This window comes from Pelagibius sp. (assembly GCF_965249265.1).
Lineage (GTDB): Bacteria > Pseudomonadota > Alphaproteobacteria > Kiloniellales > Kiloniellaceae > Pelagibius.
This window is the reverse complement of the sequence record NZ_OZ252224.1, coordinates 5,132,551-5,150,761: the sequence shown is the minus strand read 5'-3', so window position 1 is coordinate 5,150,761 and position 18,211 is coordinate 5,132,551. Positions and strand designations below refer to the sequence as shown.

Here is an 18,211-nt window from a genome sequence, read left to right as displayed (position 1 = left end):
TGTCCGCTGTTTGGTATGATCCGGTCGAAGAGCTTTCGTTGGCGAGGATCACCCTCACCCCGACCCTCTCCCATCGAGGGAGAGGGGGAACGAGGTGCCGTTTCCGAGTCTTTCCCTCTCCCCTTGTGGGAGAGGGAGGGGCCCGCATCAGCGGGAGGGTGAGGGGGCTCGTGCCGCCGGTTTCACTCGTTGCCCTTCTTCCTGCTGCAACGGCATCCTGCGCCAACCGTCACCCTCGGACTTGGTCCGAGGGTCCATCTCACCGCCGACCGGGACCTTTGTGGAAAATCCCGGATTTGGCCCCGCCATGGATACGCGGGACAAGCCCGAGTATGACGGACGGATGCGTAGGGGAGGGTGAGGAGGCTGCTTGTCGCCTAATAAGACCCGGACTACTCGCCCTAAACGCTCGGCGTCAGGTGGCCGCTGCCGTAGCGTTTTTCGATGACGTCCCAGATCTCTGCTTCCAGGCAGACGTCGTCGAAGCGGTTGATCTCCTGCAGGCCGGTGGGGGAGGTCACGTTGATCTCGGTCATGAAGCCGCCGATGACGTCGATGCCGACGAAGATCAGGCCGCGTTCCTGCAGGGTCGGGCCGATGGCTTCGCAGATTTCCAGGTCGCGCTTGCTGAGCTCGGACTTCTCCGGCCGGCCGCCGACATGCATGTTGGATCGCGCCTCGCCCTGGGGCGGCACCCGGTTGGTGGCCCCGGCCGGGCGGCCGTCGATCAGGATGATGCGCTTGTCGCCGCTGCGCACGTCCGGCAGGTACTGCTGGACGATGATCGGTTCGCGGTAAAGATCGGTGAAGAGTTCCAGCAGGGCCGAGAGGTTCTCGTCGCCCGGGGCGATGTGAAAAACGCCGGCGCCGCCGTTGCCGAACAGCGGCTTCACGATGATGTCCCGGTGTTCGGCGCGAAAGGCCTCCACCTCCCGCCGGTCGCTGGTGATCAGGGTCGGCGGCATGAGTTCCGGAAAGTGGGTGACGAAAAGCTTTTCCGGCGCGTTGCGGACATGGATCGGATCGTTCACCACCAGGGTTTCCGGATGGACGTGCTCCAAAAGGTGGGTGGCGGTGATATAGGCCATGTCGAAGGGCGGGTCCTGGCGCATCAGAACGACATCCAGGGTCGCCAGGTCGATGCTCTCTGCTTGCCCCTGGCCGGCGTGATTGCCCGCCTCCCGGCGCAGTGCCAGCGGGCGCATATGGGCGTAGACCCGCCCGTCGCGCAGGCTCAGTTCCTGCGGCAGATAGTGATAGAGGCCGTGGCCGCGGCGCTGCGCCTCCAGCCCGAGGACGAAGGAGCTGTCTCCTTCGATGTCGATGGTCTCCACCGGGTCCATCTGTATGGCAACCGCCAGGCTCATGATCCTGTTTCCCCCTTCTGCGCCGCGCTTGCGTTTCCTGCTGCCGGCGGACTCTCAGTTCAGTTGGCTGCGCAGTTGTTGCAGCAGCGCGGCGATGCTTTGGCGCTCGGGCTCCGGCCCCGCCAGCTCCAGATAGTGTTCGAAGGCCATGATGGCGGCGCGCATGTTGTCGAGGTGAGAATGCAGGATACCCGCCTCCTTCCACAAGGCTGCGCGCTGCGGTGCGAACATCAGCATGGTCTCCAGGATCTCGAGGGCCTCGCCGCTCCTTTCCTGCTGGATCAGCCGCAGCTTGATGTTGTTCTGCAGGCGCAACAGGATATCGCGGTTGCCGACCGTTGCGGTGTGTTCGGGGCGCAGTTCGGCTTCGCTTCCGGCCATGGTTTTCACCAGGCCGCGCAGCGCCGCCGCGTCGTGCACCGCGCCATCATTGAAGGGGTCGACAATCGCGCGCGCGCTGCCGAGGTCGAGGCGCAGCATGAAGTGGCCGGGAAACCCCAGGCCGCAGATCGACCAGCCCTGCGCCCGCGCGGCATGAAGATAGAGAATGCCGAGCGCCACCGGCAGGCCGCGCCGCCGGTCGATCACCCGCATCAGGTTGGCATTGTTGAGGTCGTCGTAGTCGGCGCGGTCACCCTGATAGCTGTAGCGCTGCACCAGTACCTGGTTGAGCACGGCGATCCGGGTCGCCAGGTCCTTTTCGGCACCCTGGCGCGCCGCCAGTTCCGCGGTGTCGCGCTCCAGCAGCGAAAGGTGGTGGTAGTAACGCTCGAGGCTGACCTGGGGCCGGTCGAGCGCGGCCAGAAGGAGCGCCGCCTGGGCAATGTCGATCTCGTCATCCGACTGTCCGCCGACCCTGCGCAGGCGGCTTTCCAGATCCTTGCGGTTGCTGGCGCCAGACCAACTCATAGTGACCACCAACTCATGATGAAGGCCAAGCGATGATCCCTGCCCCCGGGGTCGGACGCAGAAGCTGGACAGGGGCAGGCATCGTCATTCTCTTTCTTCGGCTCTCTCTTCGGCGCTTCGATCCCGCGTTGCTTTTAGGAGCTGCGCGCCGGATCGTCTTTCAACAGCACATAGCTTACCACGCGACGCACATAGGAAATGTCTTTGGCGTGTCCGATGACCCGGTCCAATTCCTCCTGCGACTGGGCAACGCCCATGAGGAAGATCGACTGATTGACGGTCTCGACGGAGTAGTTGATCGAGGAGACTTCCTTGTCGAACAGCAGCGTCGTCTCCAACTGGGTGCTGATCCAGGAATCCCGCGCCGCGTTGCTGAGGCTGGAGGTGTCGTTCACCTCGATCTCGTTGATCACCTCGCGCACCCCCGGGGCCTGCCAGGCCAGACGGACCGCTTCGACCCGCTGATCGGGCTGCGGCACGTTGCCGCTCAACAGCACGCGCTGCTCCTGCACCTGCAGGTTCACCTTGCGGTACATCTGCTCGTCCGCCTGGAACCAGAGGTCATTGATGGCCAGGCGGATCTCGGTATCGGCGACGCTGCGGCGAAAGCCCTTTTCCGTCTGCGCCGCCGTGGCGCCCACGGCAGCACCGCCGGCCGCCGCACCCCAGAAGCTGCAGCCGGCGAGCGAAAGGCCGGCAAGGATGACCATGGCCGGCGTCGCAATCAGTCTCCGGACGCGCCCCTGCGGCGCGCGCTCGCTGGTATCGTTCATTGTGGATTCCCTGTCCGATTCGCCTCACTCGGGCGACGTTGATTACCGGGGCGACGATGCTTTCCTAATATGGCAATCCTGTGTCGCTTCGCCAGGCGTCTTTTTCATGGCGCAGCCAGGGCCCGGGAGCCGGCCCGGGGCCACGGCCGAACAGGCCGCGTCCCAACAGGATGGCATCGAAGCGCAGGTCGAGCGCGGCAAGCTGGGGATGACTTTGCAGAAAGGCCTCTGCGGCGCGCATGACCCGCTGCCGTTGGCGTTGCGAGATGGCGGCTGCCGCGGTGGCAAGACGGTCGCGCTGCTTCACCTCGACGAAAACAAGAACCCGGCCCCGCCTTGCAATCAGGTCTATCTCTCCCGCGGGACAGCGGTAGCTGCGGGCGAGCAGGCGGTAGCCTTTCAGGCGCAGCCAGCAGCCGGCGATCCACTCCGCCCGGCGCCCCCGGCGGTAAGCCGCCTGCCGCTCCTTTGCCATCACGCCGGCTCTTCACCGTCTTTGTCTGATCCTTTGGCCGATCCAGCCGTCTTCAGCGCGCCCTTGGAAATTTCGCCTTTCTTGGAGATCTCGCCCCTCTTGGAAATCTCTAGGGCCCGGGCATAGACCTGCCGCCGGGGCAGGCCGCTGGCCGCGGCGACGGTGGCTGCCGCATCGCGCAGGCTTGCCTGGGCCAGCGCGCTGACAAGCTGGGCATCCAGGTCGACGGCTTCGGCGCCCTCCTGCGCCGGGTCCGCCGGGGCGACGACGATGACGATCTCGCCCTTGGGCGGTCCCGCCGAGTCATAATGCCGGGCCAGGGCCTCCAGGCTGTCGCGCCGCAGTTCCTCGTGCAGCTTGGTGAGTTCGCGGGCCACGGCGGCCTGGCGCGGCCCCAGCACCGCCGCCATGTCCGACAGGCTGGCGGCGAGCCGGGGCGCGGTTTCGAAAAACAGCAGGCTGGCGTCGAGGTTGCGGAGCGCCTGCAGGGTCTTGCGCCGGGCGGCGGTCTTGGGCGGCAGAAAACCGCCGAAGAAGAAGCGGTCGCTGGGCAGGCCGGACAGCAGCAGGGCGGTGGTTGGTGCCGAAGCGCCGGGCAGGCTGGTGACGCTGATGTCTGCGGCCAGGGCTTCGCGCACCAGCTTGAAGCCGGGGTCGGAGACCAACGGCGTTCCGGCATCGGAGACCAGGGCGATGGCGGCGCCGGCCTTTATCTCCCGCAACAGCGCCGCCCGCGCCCGCTCGCCGCTATGGTCGTGATAGGCGCTGGTCGCCGTGTCGATGCCATGGGCGTTCAGCAGCTTGCGGGTGGTGCGGGTATCCTCGCAGGCGATGCGGTCGACCCGGCGCAGCACGTCGATGGCGCGCAGGGTGATGTCACCCAGGTTTCCGATCGGCGTGGCCACCAGATAGAGCCCGGCCGGCAGTGCCGCCTCTGCCGCGGAATCGCCATCTTCGTGCGGTTTACTTCGCCGGGCCTGCTGGTTAGGCTCAGCGCTCCGTGACGAGGATGGGTGATCCGTTGACTTTGCTGACATTCAGGCTGCACCAGGGGTTCATGGCCGGGGTTGTCTCGTGGGGGTGGCGCCGGCTGCTTCCGGTCGGGCTGGCCTTGGCACTCTCGGCCTGCGCCGCCAACAACGTACCCAGCCCGCAACAGGATGCGCAACCCAGGGCGCAAGTCCCCAGTCTGCCCGGCGTGCCCGGGACGGCGGGCGAGACCGGCGGCGCGCCGGACCAGAGCCTCGAGGCGGTGAACGAAGCAGAGGCGGCGCTGGCGGCGCCGGTGAAGGTCGGCCTGCTGTTGCCGCTCAGCGGCAGCCGGGCGGCGGTCGGCCAGTCGATCCTCAATGCCGCGCAACTGGCACTGTTCGATCTGGCGGGCGAGCGTTTCACTCTGGTGGTGCGCGATACCGGCGGAACGCCGGAAGGGGCGGCCGCAGCAGCCCAGTCGGTCTTGGACGCCGAGGTGTCGCTGATTCTCGGCCCCTTGTTTTCCACCTCGGTGGAGGCGGTGAAGCCGCTGCTCGCCGAACTTGACATGCCGCTCATCACCTTCTCCAACAACAACGAGATTGCCGATCCGCGGACCTTTGTCATGGGTGTGACCCCGCGCACCCAGGTCGATCGCATCGTCGATCATGCGGTGAACCAGGGCCTGCGCCGCTTTGCGGTGCTGGCGCCGGAATCGCCCTACGGCAATTCGGTGGTGCGCTCGCTGCAGGAAGCGGTGTTTCGCAACGGCGTCGAACTGAGCCGGGTGGTGTTCTTCGATCCGGGTTCTCCGGACATCTCGGCGGAGGTGCGCTCCCTCGCCGACTACGACCAGCGGGCCGCCGCGCTGAAAGCGCAGCGGCGCAGCCTGAGCGGGCGCAGCGACGTCGCGGCGCAGCGCGCCCTGGCGAGACTGCGCGGACAGGAAACCCTGGGACCGCCGAGTTTCGACGGCATCCTGATTCCGGCCAGCGGCCGGCAACTGCTTTCGGTCGCGCCGCTGATGGCCTATTACGATGTCGATCCCGACGAAGTGCGCTTTCTCGGCACCGCCCTTTGGGACGATCCTTCGCTGCGCCGTGAGCCCAGCCTACGCGGCGCCTGGTTCCCGGCGCCGCCACCCGCACTCTGGCGCAGCTTCTCCAACCGCTACAGCCAGGTTTACGGCAAGACCCCGCCGCGGGTCGCCTCGCTGGGCTTCGACGCGGTCGCCCTGGCCGCGGTGCTGGAGCGCCGCGCCCGGGCCGAGGGCGCTTTCCTGATCTATACGCCCGATGCCATTACCCAGCCGGTGGGCTTCTCGGGCATCGACGGCATCTTCCGCTTCCTGCCCGACGGGCAGGTGCAGCGCGGCCTCGCGGTTTTGGAACTGCAGCCCGAGGCCTTTGCCGAGGTCGATCCGGCCCCCCAGGCCTTCGGCCAGGAAGTGAACTAGCAGGCCGGCGTTCCGCCAATCAGTTCAGCAGCCAATCAGTTCAGCAGCCAATCAGTTCAGCAGATAGTCCAGCAGGGCGTCGAGGCGCTGGCGCCCGGCGTCGCTGGCCCGCAGGCCCCGCTTGTCGAGGGTGATCAGGCCTTCGTCTGCAAGCCGCGCCAGGCGGTCCGCAGCCAGCACTTCTTCCGGTGCCACCGCCAGGATGCGCTGAAAGGCTTCGCGGGCGATCCCCTCGTTCAGCCGCAGGCCCATCATCACCATCTCGGTCAGGCTCTCCGCGCCGGTCACGGCGGTGCTGCTGCGCCAGCCATGGCCCTGTTTTTCCACCAGGTCCAGCCAGGGCTCCGGCGCCCGGTGCTGGCGGGTCGCGTGTTTCACCCCGTCCCAGGTCAGCCGCCCATGGGCGCCCGGGCCGATACCGGCATAGTCGCCGTAGCGCCAGTAGGTCAGGTTGTGGCGGCAGGCCGCACCGGGCCGCGCGTGGTTGGAAATCTCATAGCCTGGCAGCCCGGCTTCGGTGAGTTGCCGGGCGGTTTCTTCGTAGAGTCTTGCCGCTTCTGCCTCCGGCGGCAGGGCGATTTCGCCGCGCCGCCAGGCGGCCTGAAAGGCCGTCCCCTCTTCGATGGTCAGCTGATAGAGCGCGATGTGTTCCGGTCCCAGGGCCAGGGCTTCTCTCAGCTCCGCCTGCCAGGCCGCCAGGCTCTGGCCCGGGCGCGCATAGATCAGGTCGAAGGAGATGCGCGGGAAGCTGCGCCGCGCCAGCTCCAGGGCCGCCAGAGCCTCCGCCGCGGAATGCTGGCGGCCGAGAAAGCCAAGGGTCCGGTCGTCCAGGGCCTGCACGCCGAGAGAGAGGCGGTTCACCCCTGCTGCTGCAAAACCCGCAAAGCTTTCCGCCTCCGCAGAGGTCGGGTTGGCTTCCAGGGTGATCTCAAGGCCGGGATCGAGGGGCCAGAGCCTGCCGATCTCCTCGATCACCGCGGCGACGGTTTCCGGCGGCATCAGCGAGGGCGTACCGCCGCCGAAGAAGATCGAGGTCACGCGCTGGCCCGCGCTGTGGTGCGCGGTGTGACGCAGGTCGCTCAGCAGGGCAAGGCGCCATCGCCTCTGATCGACGCTCTCGCGCACATGGCTGTTGAAGTCGCAGTAGGGGCACTTGGATTTGCAGAACGGCCAGTGGACGTAGAGACCGAAACCCGGCGCGTCTTGGTCACCGCCGGAGTCAGCTTTCACCGCTGTAGCGGGGGCTGTCATGCCGCGTCCAGCAGGGCCTTTGAAAGCTGCGCGAAGGCCAGGGCCCGGTGGCTCATGGCGTGCTTCTTCTCCGGGTCCATCTCGGCGAAGGTGACATCGAAACCCTTGGGCTGGAACATCGGATCGAAGCCGAAGCCGCGGTCGCCGCGCGGCGGCCAGACCAGGGTGCCCTCCAGCCGTCCTTCGAAAGAAACGGTTTCGCCGTCGGGCCAGACCACCGAGAGATTGCAGACGAAAAAGCCGCGGCGGTCGGTGGCTTCGCCCAGCTCTTGCTGGACCCTTTCCATCGCCAGCATGAAGTCGCGCTCCGGCCCGGCCCAGCGCGCGGTGTAGATGCCCGGCTGGCCGCCCAGCGCCGGCACGTCGAGGCCGGAATCGTCGGCGATGGCGGCCAGGCCCGTCGCCTCGCAGGCGGCCCGGGCCTTCAGAACCGCGTTTTCGGTATAGGTGGTGCCGGTCTCCTCCGGCTCCGGCAGGCCCAGATCGCCGGCCGAGAGCACCTCCAGGCCGTAGGGGGCCAGCAGGTCCGCGTTCTCGCGGTACTTGCCGGCATTGTGGGTCGCCAGTACCAGTTTCTCGCCTGCCTTGAGCTTGCGCATGATCGGGTCCTGCTCCTAGTTCACTCCAAACCCAGCGCCTGGGCCTGGGCGGCGCAGAGTTCGGCCACGCCCTTTTCCGCCAGGTTCAGCAGTTGCTCGAACTGGCTGCGCTGGAAGGGCACGTCCTCGGCGGTGCCCTGTACCTCGACCACGCCGCCGGCCCTGGTCAGCACGAAGTTGGCATCGGCCGCCGCATTGGAATCCTCGGCGTAGTCCAGGTCCAGTACCTCGTTGCCCTGATAGATGCCGCAGGAAACCGCGGCCACCTGGTCGGTGAAGGGCAGCGCCTCGATGGCGCCGATGTCTTTCATATGCTGAAAGGCCAGGTGCAGGGCCACATAGCCGCCGGTGATGGCGGCGGTGCGGGTGCCGCCGTCGGCCTGGATGACGTCGCAGTCGATGCGGACCTGACGCTCGCCGAAGCCCTTCAGGTCGGTCACCGCGCGCAGCGAACGGCCGATCAGGCGCTGAATCTCCTGGGTGCGGCCGCTTTGCTTGCCGCGTGCCGCCTCGCGGTCGGTGCGGGTGTTGGTGGAGCGGGGCAGCATGCCGTATTCCGCCGTCACCCAGCCGCGGCCCGAGTTGCGGAGCCAGGGCGGAATGTTTTCCTCCACCGAGGCCGTGCAGAGCACATGGGTATCACCGAAACGCGCCAGGCAGGAGCCTTCGGCATGCTTGCTCACGTTGGTTTCCAGCCGGATTTCTCGCAACTGGTCAAGGGCACGGCCGGAAGGGCGCATGAATAACCTCTTTGGGTGGGAGTCTCCGGCGGCGCAGGGTCCTGATTCGCTGGCCGACGCCGCAGCGGCGGCAAGCTAGCCCAAGGTTCGCCGCAGGTCCAGGGCGCTTTCCGGCTGAATACACCCCTTAAGCGGGCTTTATGGGGGCCTTGCGGCGCGTTGACCGCCGCCGGGGGGCTCACTACATTCGAATTAATGAACGAAACCGCACGATCCCTGGCAGATTCCCTGGCGGCCAAGGGCCTCAACGAGCGCTCCCGCGAGGTTTTGAAGCACATCGTCGACGCCTATGTGGAAACCGGCGCGGCGGTGGGTTCGCGCACCCTGTCGCGCAGTCTCGGCCTGGGGCTCTCGCCGGCGACCATCCGCAACGTGATGGCCGATCTGGAGGATCTCGGGCTGCTTTTCGCGCCCCATACTTCGGCCGGGCGCATGCCGACCGACATGGGCTTGCGCCTCTTCGTCGACGGGCTGCTGGAACTCGGCAACCTGACCAAGGACGAGCGGGCCCACATCGAAAGCCAGTGCGTGGCCGACGGGCGTTCGTTTCCCGAGGTGCTGGAAGAGGCCTCGGAGACCATCTCCGGCCTGTCGCGCTGTGCCGGGCTGGTGGTGGCGCCCAAGCTGGGCGAGCCGCTGAAGCATATCGAGTTTGTCTCCCTGGGGCCGGGCCGGGCGCTGGTGGTGCTGATCTCGGTTTCCGGCGTGGTCGAGAACCGCATCATCGACGTACCCGCCGGGCTGCCCGCCTCCTCTCTCGTCGAGGCCAGCAATTACCTCACCGCACGTCTCACCGGGCGCACCCTGGAAGAGGCGCAGACAGAGGTATTGAAGGAGCTGGAGCAGCAGCGCGCCGAGCTTGACGCCCTCACCTCCCGGGTGATCGAGCGCGGTCTGGCGAGCTGGGCCGGCAATCAGGCCGGCGGCAAAAGCGGCGCCTTGATCTTGCGCGGTCAGTCCCAACTTCTGGAGGACGTGACGGCGCTGGAGGATCTGGAGCGCATCCGCCAGCTCTTCGCCATGCTGGAGACCAAGGATGCCCTGGTCAATCTGCTGGACCTTGCCGGTGGGGCCGAGGGTGTGCAGATCTTCATCGGCGCCGAAAACGAGCTCTTTGGTCTGGCCGGCTGTTCGATGGTGATTGCGCCTTACAGCAATTCGCAGCAAAAGATCGTCGGCGCCATCGGGGTGATCGGGCCGACGCGGATCGACTATGCCCGGATCATTCCCATGGTCGACTACACCGCAAAAGTCATCGGCCGCCTTGCCGGCTGAACGATACCGTTGAAAGTTTGAAAGGAGTTGCCGTCCCGTGATGGCACAAGACAGGAAACAAGATCAGGCCAAGCCCGAAAGCCCGGAAGCGGCCGCCGAAACCTCCGGGGACGCGCAGCGCGATGCGGAGAACGATATGGCTGAAGAGGCGCCGATCGCCGGTGACGAACCGCTGGTCGACCTCTCGGGCCTGGACGCCGCTGCGGCGCTGTCGCCGGACGAGGAGCCGGTGGCGGTTCTGGAGGGCGAGGTCGCCTCGCTGAAGGACCAGTTGCTGCGCGCCATGGCGGAAACCGAGAACATTCGCCGCCGCAGCCAGCGGGAGCGCGAGGACGGCGTGAAATATGCCGCCGTGCCGGTGATCCGCGACCTGCTGGGCGTCGCCGACAACCTGCAGCGCGCCCTGGAAAGCGTGCCGGAGGAACTGGCCGCCGAGAACGAGACGGTGAGCAACCTGCGCCTCGGCGTGCAGATGACCCAGAAGGAGCTGACCTCGGTCTTCGAGCGCCATCAGATCCGCGCCATCGCGCCCCTGGGCGACAAGATGGACCCTCACCTGCACGAGGCGATGTTCGAGGTCGAGGATCTGGAGAAGCCCGCCGGGACCGTGGTCCAGGTGATCCAGACCGGGTATCGCCTGCACGACCGCCTGCTGCGCCCGGCCCGGGTCGGTATCTCCAAGGGCGGCCCGAAGGCCGGCGAGGCCGGCAGCGACGCCCCGGCGGAGGACGACTCCCCCGGCAATGAGGGTCCGGGCAGCAAGGTCGATACCTCGGCTTAGATTGCCTTCCTAGCCTTCCGCTTTGGCAAGTTGCTCATGCCGTCACCCGGCGCAGGGTGATGTTGATGCGGCCGCCGTCGGGTAACAGCCGGCTGGAGCCGCCGAGGACCCGGTCGATGCCGTGATAGGCGAGGCGGGCGTCACCGCCCATGACCACCGCATCGCCGGAATGCAGCTTGAGCGAGCTGGTCGGACCGCGGCGCTCTGCGCCGCCGATCCGGAACACCGCGGAATCGCCGAGCGAAAGCGAGACCACCGGGGCTTCGAAGGTCTCCTCGTCCTGGTCGCGGTGCAGGCCCATGCGCACCTTGGGCCCCTGGTAGAAATTGATCAGGCAGCACTGCGGCGGCGCGGGATAGTCAGCGAGATCGCCCCAGGCCGCCAGTAAGGCCGCCGGGATCGCCGGCCAGGGCCGCCCCGTCTCCGGATGGTTTGAGACATAGCGGTAGCCCGCGGCTTTGTCGGAGTACCAGCCGTGGCTGCCGGCGTTGCTCATGCGCACCGACATCGGCTTGCCGTTGCCCGGCATCCGGGGCTGATAGAGCGGCGCCTCGGCGACCACGGCGCGCAGCGCCGCCAGCAGGCTCCGCTGATCCTCGGGCGACAGGTAACCGGGCAGATAGCGGAAGCCCGCCGGTGGCCCCGCCTTCTGGTTTGCGCTTGTCACGCCCCGTCCCGCTCGCTCCGTTCTTCGGCCTTTCTTTGCGCCGCGCGGGCCTTGAGGCGCAGGCCCCAGTAGGCAATGCCGGCCAGCACCGCCATGCCCAGGCCGACGTTGGCCAGGGGCTTGCTGCCGAAAACCGCCTCGCCGCTGAGGGTCAGGACCGCGCCCAGCAGGATCGATCCGATCAGCACCAGCATGATGGCGCGGTAGAGGCCGTCGCTTTCCGGATCCGGATGGGGTTCCCGCTGGTTCATTCCATTGTCTCCCGGTTCAGGCTGTGCGGCCCCGCTCTTGCCCCCGCTTCGGGCGGCGCGGCAGGAGGATTCTGTTGCTTGGTCCTGCGGATTCGTGGTTCTGGCCGGCAACACCCTGAATTCCTAGCGTTAATGATTAGATTCTCTCTGTTTTGCGCCTTGCAGCAAGGGCTATGCTGCTTATATAAGCCCAGAACCCATGGTCATGAACTCTCTCTGGCGGAGATCCGCCGGGTGGTGCTGAAATCAGGCCGCCCAAGGGGTCTGCTGATCGAAGTGAGGATTTAGAAATGAGTAAAGTAATCGGTATCGACCTCGGCACGACGAATTCCTGTGTCGCGGTCATGGACGGCAAAGACGCCAAAGTCATTGAAAACGCCGAAGGCGCGCGAACGACACCCTCCATCGTCGCCTTCACCGGGTCCGACGAGCGGCTCGTGGGCCAGCCGGCCAAGCGCCAGGCGGTCACCAATCCCGAGAACACCCTGTTCGCCATCAAGCGCCTCATCGGACGGCGCCACGACGATCCCATGACCAAAAAGGACATGGATCTCGTCCCCTACAAGATCATCAATCACGACGGCGATGCCTGGGTCGAAGGCCAGGGCAAGGAATACAGCCCCAGCCAGATTTCCGCCTTCATCCTGCAGAAGATGAAGGAAACCGCGGAAAGCTATCTGGGTGAGACGGTGACCGAAGCGGTCATCACGGTGCCCGCCTACTTCAACGACTCCCAGCGTCAGGCCACCAAGGACGCCGGCAAGATCGCCGGCCTGGACGTGCTGCGCATCATCAACGAGCCGACGGCGGCGGCGCTGGCCTACGGCCTCGACAAAAAGGGCCACGGCACCATCGTGGTCTACGACCTCGGCGGCGGCACCTTCGACGTTTCGGTGCTGGAAATCGGCGACGGCGTCTTCGAGGTGAAGTCGACCAACGGCGATACCTTCCTGGGTGGTGAAGACTTCGACGCGCGCATCATCAGCTACCTCGCCGACGAGTTCAAAAAGGAGCAGGGCATCGACCTGCGCGAGGACAAGCTAGCCCTGCAGCGCCTGAAGGAAGAGGCGGAGAAGGCCAAGATCGAGCTCTCCTCGGCCAACCAGACCGAAATCAACCTGCCCTTCATCACCGCCGATGCCTCCGGCCCCAAGCACCTCAACATCAAGCTGACCCGCGCCAAGCTGGAAGCCCTGGTTGAGGATCTGGTGGAGCGCACCATGGGCCCGGTGAAGGCCGCCCTGAAGGACGCCGGCGTGTCGCCGGGCGAGATCGAAGACATCATCATGGTCGGCGGCATGACCCGCATGCCCAAGGTCTTCGATACCGTGAAGAACTTCTTCGGCAAGGACCCGCACCGCGGCGTGAACCCCGACGAGGTGGTGGCCATCGGTGCCGGCATCCAGGGCGGCGTGCTGAAGGGCGACGTGAAGGACGTGCTGCTGCTGGACGTCACGCCGCTGTCCCTGGGCATCGAAACCCTGGGCGGCGTGATGACGCGCCTCATCGACCGCAACACCACCATCCCCACCAAGAAGAGCCAGACCTTCTCCACCGCCGAAGACAATCAGCAGGCGGTGACCATCCGGGTCTTCCAGGGCGAGCGTGAGATGGCGGCCGACAACAAGCTGCTCGGCCAGTTCGACCTCGTCGGCATTCCGGGCGCCCCGCGCGGCGTGCCGCAGATCGAGGTGACCTTCGACATCGACGCCAACGGCATCGTCAATGTCGGCGCCAAGGACAAGGCCACCGGCAAGGAGCAGACGATCCGCATCCAGGCTTCCGGCGGTCTCAGCGACGACGAGATCGAGAACATGGTCCGCGATGCCGAGGCCAATGCCGAGAAGGACAAGGAACGCCGTGCCCTGGTGGAAGCCAAGAACCAGGCCGAATCCCTGATCCACACGACGGAGAAGACCATCAGCGACGCCGGCGACAAGGTCTCGGCGGAAGACAAGACGGCTGCCGAGGCCGCCATTGCCGAGCTGAAGACCGCTTCGGAGGGCGACGACGTCGAGGCCATTCAGGCCAAGACCCAGGCCCTGGCGGAAATCTCCATGAAGCTCGGCCAGGCGCTCTACGAGCAGAGCGAGGCCGGTGGCGACGCTTCGGCTGACGGTGCCGCCAACGGGACCGGTGCGGGGGATGATGCCTCCGCCCAGGGCGAGGCCGCCGGTGACGACAAGGTCGTCGATGCCGACTTCGAAGAGGTCGACGACGACAAGAAGGGCCACTCGGCCTAAGCGCCCGCAGGAGAACGGGAAGGCCGGACAGAGGCGAGTTTGCGCGCTGCGCGAAAGCCCGGTCCGGCCTTCTTTCTTTTGGGCGGCTTATAGGATGAACTGTCGATAGTCTTCGGGGGGCAAGGCGGCGGTCGGACTTATGAAAGACTACTACGAAACACTGGGCGTCGGACGAGACGCCGATGCCGGGGCCCTCAAGTCGGCCTACCGCAAGCTCGCCATGAAGTTCCATCCGGACCGCAATCCGGGTGACGAAAAGGCTGAGCACAAGTTCAAGGAAATCAACGAAGCCTACGAGGTCCTCAAGGACGACCAGAAGCGCGCAGCCTATGACCGCTTCGGTCACGAAGCCTTCACCAACGGCGGCGGCGGCGCGCCGGGCCAGGGCGGCGGCTTCGGCGGCTTCTCCGGCGGCGGCTTTGCCGACATCTTCGACGAGATGTTCGGCGACTTCATGGGCGGGCGCCGTTCCAACACCGCGGCGCGCGGTTCCGACCTGCGCTACAACATGGAGATCACCCTGGAGGAGGCCTTCGCCGGCAAGACCGCGCAGATCCGGGTGCCGACCGCGGCGACCTGTGAGTCCTGCGACGGCACGGGCGCCGAGGGCGGTGCCCAGCCGGTCACCTGCGGCACCTGCCAGGGCCGCGGCCGGGTGCGCGCCCAGCAGGGCTTTTTCACCATCGAGCGCACCTGCCCGACCTGCCAGGGCGCGGGCCAAGTGATCGACAACCCCTGCGGCGCCTGCGACGGCACCGGCCGCGTCCACCGCGAAAAGTCCCTGCAGGTGAACATCCCCGCCGGTGTCGAGGACGGCACCCGCATCCGTCTGGCGGGCGAGGGCGAGGCCGGTCTGCGCGGCGCCCCGGCGGGCGATCTCTATATCTTCCTCTCGGTCGCCCCGCACCGCCTGTTCCAGCGCGACGGCGCCAACATCTATTGCCGGGTGCCGATCCCCATGACCACCGCGGCGCTCGGCGGTTCGGTGGAGGTGCCGACCATTGCCGGCGGCCGCGCCAAGATCACCGTCCCGCACGGCACCCAGGCCAACCAGCAGTTCCGCTTAAAGGCCAAGGGCATGCCGGTGCTGCGCTCAAAAGCGGTCGGCGACATGTACGTCGAGGTCGCCATCGAAACCCCGGTGAACCTCACCAAGCGCCAGAAAGAACTGCTCCGCGAGTTCGAGGAAGAAGGCAAGGGCCGCAAGACCAACCCGGAATCCGAAGGCTTCTTCGCCCGCGTAAAGGAATTCTGGGAAGACCTGACGGAGTAGGGTCGGGCCTTTAGAGTATTCTCTCGGGACGCTTACGTGAACGTCACCCTCAATCCCTCCAGCCCCAAGTCGCCGTAGTCGGACGACCAGATCTCGCCGGGTTTTACCGGCCAGGCGTCGGTGAGGGTGCCGGTGGTGATGGTTTCGCCAGGGGCCAGCGGCGGGGACTGCGGCTGTTCCGACAGCACCCGGGCGAGGTGGGCGAGGGAGAGCGCCGGGCTGTCGAGGACGTTGGCGCCGACGCCCTGCTCGACGACGCTGCCGTCGCGCGACAGGCTGGCGGTGAAGCGCGGCAGCTTCGCGGCGATATCGGCGCGGTTCGCTTCGGTGATGGCAAGGGGCGTCCCGACGACCAGGGCGCCGTGCAGGCCGAAGGCCGCGGTGCAGTCGGCGGCGGTGAAGCGCCAGTCGGGAAAGTGGCTCTGCACGATCTCGAAGCCGGCGGCGATCCAGTCGACGCTCTCCAATACGGTCACGGGGTCCTCCGTCACCGGCAGCGGCGCCTTCAGTTTGAAGACCACTTCCGGTTCGAGGCGCGGCTGCACGAAGCCACTTAACGACAGGTCCGCCCGTCCCGCTTCCGCCTGATGCACCGTATGGGCCCAGGTGTGGGCCCACATCGGCTGCCAGACGCCGTAGCGGTCCCAGATCGTGCGGTTGGTGAAACCGATCTTGCGGCCGACCGGCTGCCAGCCCTGGCGCCGCCGCCGCGTCTCGATCTCCGCCAGCACGGCATAGGCTTCGGCGACCGAGAAGTCCGATTGTGACGCGGTTATCGGTTGCAGCGTCGTCGCGGAATCGTAAGCCGCGATCAGCCGGTCGGCGATGTCGGAAAGATCTGAGAGGGTGTCAGAGCGCATCACCTTCCAGGCGGCCCTCGGAGGAACCCTCGAACTGCGGCGCGCTGCCCGCGACCTCGGTGAAGTCGGCCTTCTCGCCGACGAAGATGTGGCCGATGGTCTTCAGGCCGCTCGGCTGATCGAGGGAGCCTGCGAGGATGCCGGTGCCGGGCTGGGCCACCGGTTCCCAGAACAGGCTGGAACCGCAGAGGCCGCAAAACCCGCGTCTTGCCCGCGTCGAGCTTTCATACCATCGGAGGCCCCGGTCTTCGGTGATGACGAGGTCCGCCTTGTCGGCTTTCGAATGGGGGCCGAAACCGCCGTGCAGCTTCTGACACATGCCGCAGTAACAGTTCACGACGTCGCGCAGGGGGCCGCGCACTTCATAGCGCACCGCGCCGCAAAGGCAGCCGCCGCTATGGATCTCCTTGGTTTCGCTCATGCCGTCAGGATAGCGGAGGGCCTCCGCACCTGCCAGGGCCCTGCCCTCGTCGTCTCACCCCTGGTCTTTAGTTTTGATGGGGCAGATAGTCGTCGGACCATTTCAGGGTGGCGTTGAAGGAGATGCTGACGCGTTTTTCCTCGGCCAGATTGGGGTGGACGAAGTGCATGAGGAAGGCGGGCCAGAGCAGGATCTCGCCGGCCTTGGGGTGGTGGGTGAACTCGGCCTCGATCTGGCGGTCGCCGCGGATCGCGGTCATGTTGGCGGCGGACCGGGGATCGTAGAAGGAGATCGCGCCGGGGCGCAGGTCGCCGCGGTTTTCTCTGGGCGCTTTGGCCGCGGGCACCTGAAGATAGTAGGTGCCGCTGAGGTAGGCATGGGGATGATTGTGCGGGTCGTGGTAATCGCCGCGCCGGTTCACGTTGGCCCAGCCCTGCAGCGACCAGTTCACGGCGTAGTCGAGCCCGGCGCGCTTCAGATAGTCGATGACGGTCTTGTTGATGCAGTCGCGCAGCCAGGCGATGGCGGGATTGTCGACGGTCAGCAGGTTGCCGCTGCGGTAGTCGGTCGTGAGGTCGGCCTTCTCCGCCTCCATCGCCGCGATCAGCCGTAGCAGTTCCGCATTGGCCGCCGCATGGCCCGGCAGGCTGCGGCGCAGCAGGGTGGTGGGCCAGAGGTCGTGGAATCCTTCTGCATCGGCTTGCGATGGCGGCATGACGGGTCTTTCACTGATTCGATCCCTGCCAGAAGGCCAGTACCGCAGGTTCCGCGTCAAGCCTGAGACGGCCTTGCAAAACAGGTGGCTGGTATCCGGGTGCGGGTACTCTTGGCGATGTAATGCCGTGCGGCGGCAGTTCACCCCCCTCCCGGCCTCCCCCCATCAAAGGGGGGAGGAGACAGAGCGGGGTCCGTCACAGCCCCCTCCCCCATGATGGGGGAGGGCTGGGGTGGGGGTGAGGCTGCCGGCTTTGAGGTATGGGGCCGCCGGCTTTGCCACTGCAGAGGAGCATGCTAAACCGGCGTCTCAATGAGGAGACGCGTATGGACCCCCTGAAGATCGGTATCGTCGGCTGCGGCGGCCGCATGGGCCGGATGAACCTGGCGACCATCGCCGCCAGCGAACACTGCGTCATCGGCGGCGGCAGCGACCAGCCCGGCAGCCCGGTGATCGGCCAGGACCTCGGCCTGCTGTCCGGTGCCGATCCGGTCGGCATCAAGGCCGGCGACGACCCGGTGGAGCTCTTTGCCGCCGTCGATGCGGTGATCGACTTCACCACCCCGGCGGCGACGAAACGCCACGCCGAACTGGCGGCCCAGGCCGAGGTGGTCTATGTCGCCGGCACCACCGGCCTGGATGCGGAGAGCCAGGCGATGATCGAAAAGGCGGCGGTGCAGACCGTGGTGATCCAGGCGGCCAACATGAGCCTGGGGGTGAACCTGCTGGAGCTGATCACCGAACAAGTCGCCCGCGCGCTGGATGCGGACTACGACATCGACGTGTTGGAGATGCATCACCGCCACAAGGTCGATGCGCCCTCCGGCACCGCGCTGATGCTGGGCAAGGCGGCGGCCCGGGGGCGCGGCGTGGCGCTGGAGGATGTCGCCTGCAAAACCCGTGACGGCCAGGTGGGCGCCCGGCCGCGCGGCGAGATCGGTTTCGCCACCCTGCGCGGCGGCGACGTGGCGGGCGAGCACTCGGTGATCTTCGCGGCGGAGGGCGAACAGATCGTCCTCACCCACAAGGCGACCAGCCGCGAGGTTTTCTCCAAAGGCGCCGTGAAGGCCGCGCTCTGGGGCCGCGGTAAGCCCGCCGGGCTCTACTCGATGCGCGACGTGCTGGGGTTCTAGAGCAGTTTCCACTCATTTGGAATCGTTGGGGATTCCCATAGGGGTCGAAA

General features: G+C 66.6%; 19 protein-coding genes. 6 read left to right on the top strand and 13 right to left on the bottom strand.

All coding sequences use genetic code 11. The features are described from left to right. Nucleotides 1-401: 401 nt before the first annotated feature. The 5 genes from gshB to rsmI form a co-directional block, all read right to left on the bottom strand. Nucleotides 402-1,367, bottom strand: a complete 966-nt coding sequence (gene gshB / locus ACP146_RS23920; protein WP_422369269.1) for a glutathione synthase — start codon at nt 1,365-1,367, stop codon at nt 402-404. A 54-nt stretch (nt 1,368-1,421) separates the two neighbouring features. Then, nucleotides 1,422-2,276, bottom strand: coding sequence for a SirB1 family protein (locus ACP146_RS23915; protein ID WP_422369268.1), 855 nt, complete (start codon nt 2,274-2,276; stop codon nt 1,422-1,424). Nucleotides 2,277-2,410: 134 nt separating this feature from the next. Next, nucleotides 2,411-3,049: a BON domain-containing protein gene (locus ACP146_RS23910; RefSeq protein WP_422369267.1), complete on the bottom strand. Its 639-nt coding sequence runs from the start codon at nt 3,047-3,049 to the stop codon at nt 2,411-2,413. A 64-nt stretch (nt 3,050-3,113) separates the two neighbouring features. Further along, complete coding sequence (locus tag ACP146_RS23905; RefSeq protein ID WP_422369266.1) at nt 3,114-3,524, bottom strand: YraN family protein; 411 nt, start codon at nt 3,522-3,524, stop codon at nt 3,114-3,116. After that, the gene (gene rsmI, locus ACP146_RS23900) at nt 3,524-4,429 is read right to left on the bottom strand and encodes a 16S rRNA (cytidine(1402)-2'-O)-methyltransferase (RefSeq protein WP_422369265.1); all 906 of its coding nucleotides are present in this window, start codon (nt 4,427-4,429) and stop codon (nt 3,524-3,526) included. Before rsmI ends, ACP146_RS23905 begins: the two co-directional genes overlap by 1 nt. 116 nt (nt 4,430-4,545) lie before the next feature. Here rsmI and ACP146_RS23895 point away from each other — a divergent pair, with 116 nt between their 5' ends. Next, nucleotides 4,546-5,952, top strand: coding sequence for a penicillin-binding protein activator (locus tag ACP146_RS23895; RefSeq protein WP_422369264.1), 1,407 nt, complete (start codon nt 4,546-4,548; stop codon nt 5,950-5,952). Nucleotides 5,953-6,003: 51 nt separating this feature from the next. Here ACP146_RS23895 and hemW read toward each other — a convergent pair whose 3' ends face one another. From hemW to rph, 3 genes are read right to left on the bottom strand one after another with little or no spacing between them, the layout of a single operon-like run. After that, nucleotides 6,004-7,203, bottom strand: coding sequence for a radical SAM family heme chaperone HemW (hemW, locus tag ACP146_RS23890; protein WP_422369263.1), 1,200 nt, complete (start codon nt 7,201-7,203; stop codon nt 6,004-6,006). Further along, complete coding sequence (gene rdgB, locus ACP146_RS23885) at nt 7,200-7,802, bottom strand: RdgB/HAM1 family non-canonical purine NTP pyrophosphatase (RefSeq protein ID WP_422369262.1); 603 nt, start codon at nt 7,800-7,802, stop codon at nt 7,200-7,202. The genes hemW and rdgB overlap by 4 nt, the downstream gene beginning before the upstream one ends. Before the next feature lie 20 nt (nt 7,803-7,822). Further along, on the bottom strand, nt 7,823-8,542 hold the full coding sequence (gene rph, locus ACP146_RS23880; RefSeq protein WP_422369261.1) for a ribonuclease PH: 720 nt from the start codon (nt 8,540-8,542) through the stop codon (nt 7,823-7,825). 195 nt (nt 8,543-8,737) lie between these two features. Here rph and hrcA point away from each other — a divergent pair, with 195 nt between their 5' ends. Both hrcA and grpE read left to right on the top strand, forming a co-directional pair. Further along, a complete protein-coding gene (hrcA, locus tag ACP146_RS23875; RefSeq protein WP_422369260.1) occupies nt 8,738-9,817 on the top strand; it encodes a heat-inducible transcriptional repressor HrcA in 1,080 nt (359 codons plus the stop codon). Nucleotides 9,818-9,857: 40 nt separating this feature from the next. Then, nucleotides 9,858-10,598 (top strand): nucleotide exchange factor GrpE, encoded by a 741-nt coding sequence (gene grpE / locus ACP146_RS23870; protein ID WP_422369259.1) that lies wholly within the window; start codon nt 9,858-9,860, stop codon nt 10,596-10,598. 34 nt (nt 10,599-10,632) lie between these two features. On the opposite strand, the gene ACP146_RS23865 is transcribed toward grpE, so the two are convergent. Both ACP146_RS23865 and ACP146_RS23860 read right to left on the bottom strand, forming a co-directional pair. Next, on the bottom strand, nt 10,633-11,265 hold the full coding sequence (locus ACP146_RS23865; protein WP_422369258.1) for an alpha-ketoglutarate-dependent dioxygenase AlkB family protein: 633 nt from the start codon (nt 11,263-11,265) through the stop codon (nt 10,633-10,635). Further along, a complete protein-coding gene (locus ACP146_RS23860; protein WP_422369257.1) occupies nt 11,262-11,516 on the bottom strand; it encodes a hypothetical protein in 255 nt (84 codons plus the stop codon). The genes ACP146_RS23865 and ACP146_RS23860 overlap by 4 nt, the downstream gene beginning before the upstream one ends. Before the next feature lie 290 nt (nt 11,517-11,806). On the opposite strand from ACP146_RS23860, the gene dnaK reads away from it, so the two are divergent. Both dnaK and dnaJ read left to right on the top strand, forming a co-directional pair. Then, on the top strand, nt 11,807-13,759 hold the full coding sequence (dnaK, locus tag ACP146_RS23855; RefSeq protein ID WP_422369256.1) for a molecular chaperone DnaK: 1,953 nt from the start codon (nt 11,807-11,809) through the stop codon (nt 13,757-13,759). Between the two features lie 139 nt (nt 13,760-13,898). After that, the gene (gene dnaJ / locus ACP146_RS23850) at nt 13,899-15,032 is read left to right on the top strand and encodes a molecular chaperone DnaJ (protein ID WP_422369255.1); all 1,134 of its coding nucleotides are present in this window, start codon (nt 13,899-13,901) and stop codon (nt 15,030-15,032) included. A 32-nt stretch (nt 15,033-15,064) separates the two neighbouring features. Here the strand turns inward: dnaJ and ACP146_RS23845 are convergent, their stop codons facing one another. The 3 genes from ACP146_RS23845 to ACP146_RS23835 all read right to left on the bottom strand — a co-directional run bounded on the left by ACP146_RS23845 (nt 15,065) and on the right by ACP146_RS23835 (nt 17,028). Beyond that, on the bottom strand, nt 15,065-15,892 hold the full coding sequence (locus tag ACP146_RS23845) for a 2-keto-4-pentenoate hydratase (RefSeq protein WP_422369254.1): 828 nt from the start codon (nt 15,890-15,892) through the stop codon (nt 15,065-15,067). Continuing rightward, the gene (locus ACP146_RS23840) at nt 15,882-16,313 is read right to left on the bottom strand and encodes a GFA family protein (protein ID WP_422369253.1); all 432 of its coding nucleotides are present in this window, start codon (nt 16,311-16,313) and stop codon (nt 15,882-15,884) included. Before ACP146_RS23840 ends, ACP146_RS23845 begins: the two co-directional genes overlap by 11 nt. 67 nt (nt 16,314-16,380) lie before the next feature. Further along, on the bottom strand, nt 16,381-17,028 hold the full coding sequence (locus tag ACP146_RS23835) for a TIGR02466 family protein (RefSeq protein ID WP_422369252.1): 648 nt from the start codon (nt 17,026-17,028) through the stop codon (nt 16,381-16,383). 335 nt (nt 17,029-17,363) lie between these two features. Here ACP146_RS23835 and dapB point away from each other — a divergent pair, with 335 nt between their 5' ends. After that, the gene (gene dapB, locus ACP146_RS23830; RefSeq protein WP_422369693.1) at nt 17,364-18,161 is read left to right on the top strand and encodes a 4-hydroxy-tetrahydrodipicolinate reductase; all 798 of its coding nucleotides are present in this window, start codon (nt 17,364-17,366) and stop codon (nt 18,159-18,161) included. The last annotated feature ends 50 nt before the right edge of the window (nt 18,162-18,211 follow it).

Coding starts and splice junctions, on each gene's coding strand:
- gshB (WP_422369269.1), bottom strand. CDS start 1,367: ATGAGCCTGGCGGTTGCCATACAGATGGACCCGGTGGAGACCATCGAC.
- ACP146_RS23845 (WP_422369254.1), bottom strand. CDS start 15,892: ATGCGCTCTGACACCCTCTCAGATCTTTCCGACATCGCCGACCGGCTG.
- rdgB (WP_422369262.1), bottom strand. CDS start 7,802: ATGCGCAAGCTCAAGGCAGGCGAGAAACTGGTACTGGCGACCCACAAT.
- ACP146_RS23840 (WP_422369253.1), bottom strand. CDS start 16,313: ATGAGCGAAACCAAGGAGATCCATAGCGGCGGCTGCCTTTGCGGCGCG.
- ACP146_RS23860 (WP_422369257.1), bottom strand. CDS start 11,516: ATGAACCAGCGGGAACCCCATCCGGATCCGGAAAGCGACGGCCTCTAC.
- ACP146_RS23835 (WP_422369252.1), bottom strand. CDS start 17,028: ATGCCGCCATCGCAAGCCGATGCAGAAGGATTCCACGACCTCTGGCCC.
- ACP146_RS23915 (WP_422369268.1), bottom strand. CDS start 2,276: ATGAGTTGGTCTGGCGCCAGCAACCGCAAGGATCTGGAAAGCCGCCTG.
- grpE (WP_422369259.1), top strand. CDS start 9,858: ATGGCACAAGACAGGAAACAAGATCAGGCCAAGCCCGAAAGCCCGGAA.
- hemW (WP_422369263.1), bottom strand. CDS start 7,203: ATGACAGCCCCCGCTACAGCGGTGAAAGCTGACTCCGGCGGTGACCAA.
- rph (WP_422369261.1), bottom strand. CDS start 8,542: ATGCGCCCTTCCGGCCGTGCCCTTGACCAGTTGCGAGAAATCCGGCTG.
- dnaJ (WP_422369255.1), top strand. CDS start 13,899: ATGAAAGACTACTACGAAACACTGGGCGTCGGACGAGACGCCGATGCC.
- dnaK (WP_422369256.1), top strand. CDS start 11,807: ATGAGTAAAGTAATCGGTATCGACCTCGGCACGACGAATTCCTGTGTC.
- ACP146_RS23910 (WP_422369267.1), bottom strand. CDS start 3,049: ATGAACGATACCAGCGAGCGCGCGCCGCAGGGGCGCGTCCGGAGACTG.
- ACP146_RS23905 (WP_422369266.1), bottom strand. CDS start 3,524: ATGGCAAAGGAGCGGCAGGCGGCTTACCGCCGGGGGCGCCGGGCGGAG.
- hrcA (WP_422369260.1), top strand. CDS start 8,738: ATGAACGAAACCGCACGATCCCTGGCAGATTCCCTGGCGGCCAAGGGC.